The sequence below is a fragment of the Falsiroseomonas oryzae genome (genome assembly GCF_027856955.1).
GTDB classification, from domain to species: Bacteria; Pseudomonadota; Alphaproteobacteria; order Acetobacterales; family Acetobacteraceae; genus Falsiroseomonas; species Falsiroseomonas oryzae.
The window spans coordinates 1-5251 of record NZ_JAPSMD010000375.1 but is presented as its reverse complement, the minus strand read 5'-3'; the positions used below and the strand labels follow the sequence as shown (position 1 = coordinate 5251).

Annotated in this window: 4 protein-coding genes; 1 reads left to right on the top strand and 3 read right to left on the bottom strand. The window is 70.6% G+C overall.

Features of this window, described 5'->3' with window-relative positions:
- Nucleotides 1-189: SDR family NAD(P)-dependent oxidoreductase (locus tag OZN99_RS24730; protein WP_270937904.1), on the bottom strand; the 189-nt coding region annotated here is incomplete at its 3' end.
- Nucleotides 190-307: 118 nt separating this feature from the next.
- On the opposite strand from OZN99_RS24730, the gene OZN99_RS24725 reads away from it, so the two are divergent.
- Entirely contained in the window at nt 308-2644 is a 2337-nt protein-coding gene (locus tag OZN99_RS24725) for a bifunctional salicylyl-CoA 5-hydroxylase/oxidoreductase (RefSeq protein WP_270937903.1), read from the top strand.
- A gap of 162 nt (nt 2645-2806) precedes the next feature.
- Here OZN99_RS24725 and recA read toward each other — a convergent pair whose 3' ends face one another.
- Both recA and OZN99_RS24715 read right to left on the bottom strand, forming a co-directional pair.
- Nucleotides 2807-3838 (bottom strand): recombinase RecA, encoded by a 1032-nt coding sequence (gene recA, locus OZN99_RS24720; RefSeq protein WP_270937902.1) that lies wholly within the window; start codon nt 3836-3838, stop codon nt 2807-2809.
- A 175-nt stretch (nt 3839-4013) separates the two neighbouring features.
- On the bottom strand, nt 4014-5251 hold a 1238-nt coding region (locus OZN99_RS24715; protein WP_270937901.1), incomplete at its 5' end, for an ATP-binding protein.

Genomic DNA, 5251 nt, shown 5'->3' with positions numbered 1-5251 from the left:
GGTCACGTCGCCCGGCAGCGCGGCCTCGGCCATGCCACGTTCCACCATGGCGCGCAGCGGCGCCTCGCGCCGCCCCATCACGGTGACGCGCGCGCCGGCCGCGGTGAGCGCTGCGGCACAGGCGGCGCCGATGCCGGTGCCGCCGCCCGTGACCAAGGCCTCCAGACCGCTGAGCGCGCCTGCCTGCATCGACCCTCCGATGCTTGAAACTTAAAGCATCGTCCGAGCCCCGCGCAACCTTGCATTCCGGTTGCCCGCCCAATCTTTGAAGCCTAAACTAATCCGACCTGGACGGAGGGGTGCCACCATGCGCATCGCGGTAATCGGGGGCGGCCCGGCGGGGCTCTACTTCGCCATCCTGATGAAGCGAGACCTGCCCGCCGCCCGCATCACGGTGGTGGAGCGCAACCGCGCGGACGACACCTTCGGCTTCGGCGTGGTGTTCAGCGACGCGACGCTCGACACCTTCCAGGCGGCCGACGAGCCCTCCTACCGCGCCATCACCAGCAGCTTCGCCTATTGGGACGACATCGAGATCCATGCGAAGGGCAGCGTGCACCGCATCGGCGGCAACGGCTTCTGCGGCTGCTCCCGCCGCACCCTGCTGCTGCTGCTGCAGGAGCGCGCGCGCGCCCTCGGCGTGGAGCTGGAATTCCGCCGCGAGGCGACGCCGGAGGACTTCCCCGACGCCGACCTTATCGTCGCCGCCGACGGCATCAACTCCCCGATCCGCGAGCGCTGGCGCGACCATTTCCGGCCGGAGGTGGACCTGCGCCCGAACCGCTTCGGCTGGATGGGCTCCACCCGCCCCTTCGACGCCTTCACCTTCTTCTTCCGGGAGCGCCCGGAGGGCATCTTCATCGCCCATTGCTACCAGTACGAGGCCGGCGCCAGCACCTGGGTGATGGAGACCGACCCCGAGACCTTCGCGCGCGCCGGCCTCGACGCCATGGACGAGGCCGAAAGCGCGCGCTTCCTGGAAGGCGTCTTCGCCGAGGAGTTGCAGGGCCACCGCCTGCTGATCAACCGCAGCAACTGGCGGCGCTTTCCCGCCATCCGCTGCGAGAGCTGGGTGAAGGACAACATCGTCCTGCTCGGCGACGCCAAGGCCAGCGCGCATTTCTCCATCGGCTCCGGCACCAAGCTGGCCATGGAGGACGCTATCGCGCTGCATGCGGCCTTCATGGCCGGCGGCGACGTGGCCACTTGCCTGAGCCGCTTCGAGAGGGCGCGGCGCGAGGACGTGGAGAAGACGCAGCACGCAGCCGACGTCTCGCTGGTGTGGTTCGAGCATGTGAAGCGCTTCTGGCACTTCCACCCCACGACGTTCGCCTTCGGCGTCATGACGCGCTCCAAGGCGATCACCTGGGACAATCTGGCGCTGCGCGCGCCGGACTTCGTGCAGGAGGCGCAGCAGGTCTTCGCGGCGGAAGCGCGCGAGAGCGGCCTGCCGGCGTCCGACGCGAAGCCGCCGATGTTCCAGCCCTTCGCCCTGCGCGGCATGCAGCTGCCCAACCGCGTCGTCGTCTCGCCGATGGATATGTACTCGGCCGAGGACGGGCTCCCCGGCGACTTCCACTTCCAGCACTACACGGCCCGTGCGCTGGGCGGGGCCGGCCTAGTCTTCACGGAGATGACCTGCGTCTCGCCGGAGGCGCGCATCACGCTCGGCTGCACCGGCCTCTGGAACGACGCGCAGGAGGCGGGCTGGACGCGCATCGTGGATTTCGTCCATCGCCACAGCGCGGCTAGGATCTGCCTGCAGCTCGGCCATGCCGGGCGCAAGGGCGCGACGAAGCTGATGTGGGAGGGCATCGACCAGCCGCTGGAGTCAGGCGGCTGGCCCCTCATCTCCGCCAGCCCGATCCCCTACTTCACGCAGAGCCAGGTTCCGCGCGAGATGACGCGCGCGGACATGGACCGGGTGCGCGACGACTTCGTCGCCGCGACGCGCCGCGCCATCCGCTGCGGCTTCGACATGGTCGAGCTGCACTGCGCCCATGGCTATCTGCTGGCCTCCTTCCTCTCGACGCTGACGAACATCCGCACCGACGAGTACGGCGGTAGCGTGGAGAACCGGCTGCGCTTCCCGCTCGAGGTCTTCGCGGCCATGCGCGCCGCCTGGCCGGCGGAGAAGCCGATGTCCGTCCGCATCTCCGCCACCGACTGGAAGGATGGCGGCCTCTCCGACGCCGACTGCCTGGCGATCGCACGCGCCTTCGCCGCCGCCGGGGCCGACCTGATCGACGTCTCCACCGGCCAGACCGTGCACGACGCCGAGCCGGTCTATGGTCGGATGTTCCAGGTGCCGTGGTCCGACATGATCCGGAACGAGGCCGGCGTCGCGACCATGTGCGTCGGCAACATCACCACCGCCGACCAGGCGAACACGATCCTGGCCGCGGGCCGCGCCGACCTGGTGGCATTGGCGCGGCCGCACCTGACCAATCCGTGCTTTACCCTGCACGCCGCGGCGCAGTACGGCGTGAAGGACATCGCCTGCCCGCCGCAATACCTCTGGGGCAAGGACGCGCTGATGCGCAACGCGGCGCGCGAACAGGCTGACCTGCGCGACCTGCGCCTGAAGGCGCGGCCGAAGAGCCACGCACCGGCGCCGGAGGCGATGCCGCGCGCGGCGGAGTGAACGGTTAGCGGGGGGCTTTGCCCCCCTGCCCCCCCACCAGGGGCCTGAGGCCCCTGGACCCGCGTGTGTTGAAAAACAGATGGTGGGGTCCGGGGGACGACGTATACGTCGTCCAAGCTCCTCGGCGGGGGCGCGGGGGCAACGCCCCCGCAGGCACTGCCCTCACTCCGCCGCCGCGGCTTCTTCCTCGCCGGCCAGCATGGCGTTGGCCAGGCCGTTCGCCTGGTCGCGGATGCGCTTCTCGACGCTCTCGGCCACGGCCGGGTTGTCGCGCATGAACTGCTTGGCGTTCTCGCGCCCCTGGCCGATCCGCTGGCTGTCGCAGCTGAACCAGGCGCCCGACTTCTCGACGATGCCAGCCTTCACGCCCAGGTCGATCAGCTCGCCCACCTTGCTGATGCCTTCGCCATACATGATGTCGAAGTCCACCTGCCGGAACGGCGGCGCCATCTTGTTCTTCACCACCTTCACCCGCGTCTGGTTGCCGGTGGTGGTATCGCGTTCCTTGATGGAGCCGATGCGGCGGATCTCCATGCGGACCGAGGCGTAGAACTTCAGCGCGTTGCCGCCCGTCGTCGTCTCCGGGTTGCCGAACATCACGCCGATCTTCAGGCGGATCTGGTTCAGGAAGATCAGCAGCGTGTTGGAGCGGCTGACCGAGCCGGTCAGCTTGCGCAGCGCCTGGCTCATCAGGCGGGCGTGCAGGCCGACATGGCTGTCGCCCATCTCGCCCTCGAGCTCGGCGCGCGGCACCAGGGCCGCGACGCTGTCCACCACCAGCACGTCGATCGCGCCGGAGCGCACCAGCGTGTCGCAGATCTCCAGCGCCTGCTCGCCGGCATCGGGCTGGCTGATCAGCAGGTTGTCCACGTCCACGCCGAGCTTGCGCGCATAGCCCGGGTCCAGCGCGTGCTCGGCGTCGATGAAGGCGCAGGTACCGCCCCGCTTCTGCGCCTCCGCGATCGCGTGCAGCGCCAGCGTGGTCTTGCCCGAACTCTCCGGGCCGTAGATCTCCACGATGCGGCCCTTCGGCAGGCCGCCGATGCCGAGCGCCAGGTCAAGGCCAAGCGAGCCGGTCGAGACGACCTCGACCTCCGCATCGGCCGCCTTGGTGCCCATGCGCATGATCGAGCCCTTGCCGAAGGCCCGCTCGATCTGGCTCAGCGCTGCGTCCAGAGCCTTCGTCTTGTCCATGGGGGTTCCCGCTCCCGCGTCTCAACCAAAAGGCGTGAACGCGGGGCGAATCATCACCCTCCGGTCACACCGCCTGCCACCTTGCCCGATTGCACGCGCCGACTCCAAGGCATCGCACAACCGGCAAGCGGCCTGGGCGGAATATGGCCCGGAACGCCGGAGCGGACAAGAACATTTAGGAAACTTCCGCCCGCTTCCGGGGCAGGATGGCGCGCAACTCCGCGACCAGATCGGCCAGCGCATAGGGCTTCGGCAGCAGCTTCAGCCGCTCCGCCTCCAGGTCGCGGCCGAGCGCCACCTCGGCATAGCCGGAGACCAGAAGCACGGGCAGGTCGGGGTCGCGCTCCCGCAGCTTCGCGGCGAGCGCCAGGCCGTCCATCCCGGGCATCACCACGTCCGAGACCAGGGCGATGGGCGTCGGCGCGCCCTTCTCCAGCAATTCCAGCGCGTCCTCCGCGCTGGCGGCGGGCAGCACGTCGAAGCCGGCGCGGCGCAGGGCGCGCTCCGCCAGGCTCAACAGGGCGGGCTCGTCCTCCACCAGCAGGATCGTCCGGCCCTCCCGGGCCTCGGCCGGCTTCGGCGCGACCACGGCCGGCGGCGGCTCGGCCGGGGGCGGCGAGTCGGAGGTTCCCTCGTGCCGCGGCAGCCAGATGCGGAAGGTAGTCCCCTCTCCCACGCGGCTTTCGGCCGCGATGAAGCCGCCGGACTGGCGGACGATGCCGTGCACGGTGGACAGGCCGAGGCCGCTGCCGCCCTGGTCGCGCTTGGTGGTGAAGAAGGGGTCGAAGATCCGCGGCAGCAGGTCGGGCGGGATGCCGGCGCCGCTGTCGCCAACCTCGAGCACGGCATAGCGGCCGGGCGGCAGCTCCTCGGCGCCGAGCGGCTCGGGGTGCAGCACCACCGCATGGCCGGTCGCGATCCGCAGCGACCCGCCATCCGGCATCGCGTCGCGCGCGTTCAGCGCCAGGTTCATGATCACCTGGTCCAGCTGCGTCGGGTCGATGCGCACCCGGCGGCCCGGCTGTTCGAGTTCCACGCTCAGCCGGACCCGGCTGCCGAGCAGGCGCTTGAGCAGGCCGCCCATCGCGGCGACGGCGTCGTTCAGCTCCACCACGCGCGGGTTCATCGCCTGCTGCCGCGCGAAGGCCAGAAGCTGGCGCACCAGCGCCGCGCCGCGCGCCGCGCTTTCCATGACCTGGCGCAGCTCCGGCGCGGCCGGGCCGTCCGGGTCGCGCGACAGCGCGGCCTCCGCGCTGCCAGAGATGGCGGTCAGCAGGTTGTTGAAATCGTGCGCGATGCCGCCGGCCAGCGCGCCGACGGATTGCAGGCGGGCGGCGGAGGCGTTCTGCGCCGACTGCTCGGCCGCGGCGACGGGCGCCACGCGCAGCAGCGCGCCGCTGTCGCGCAGGCGCC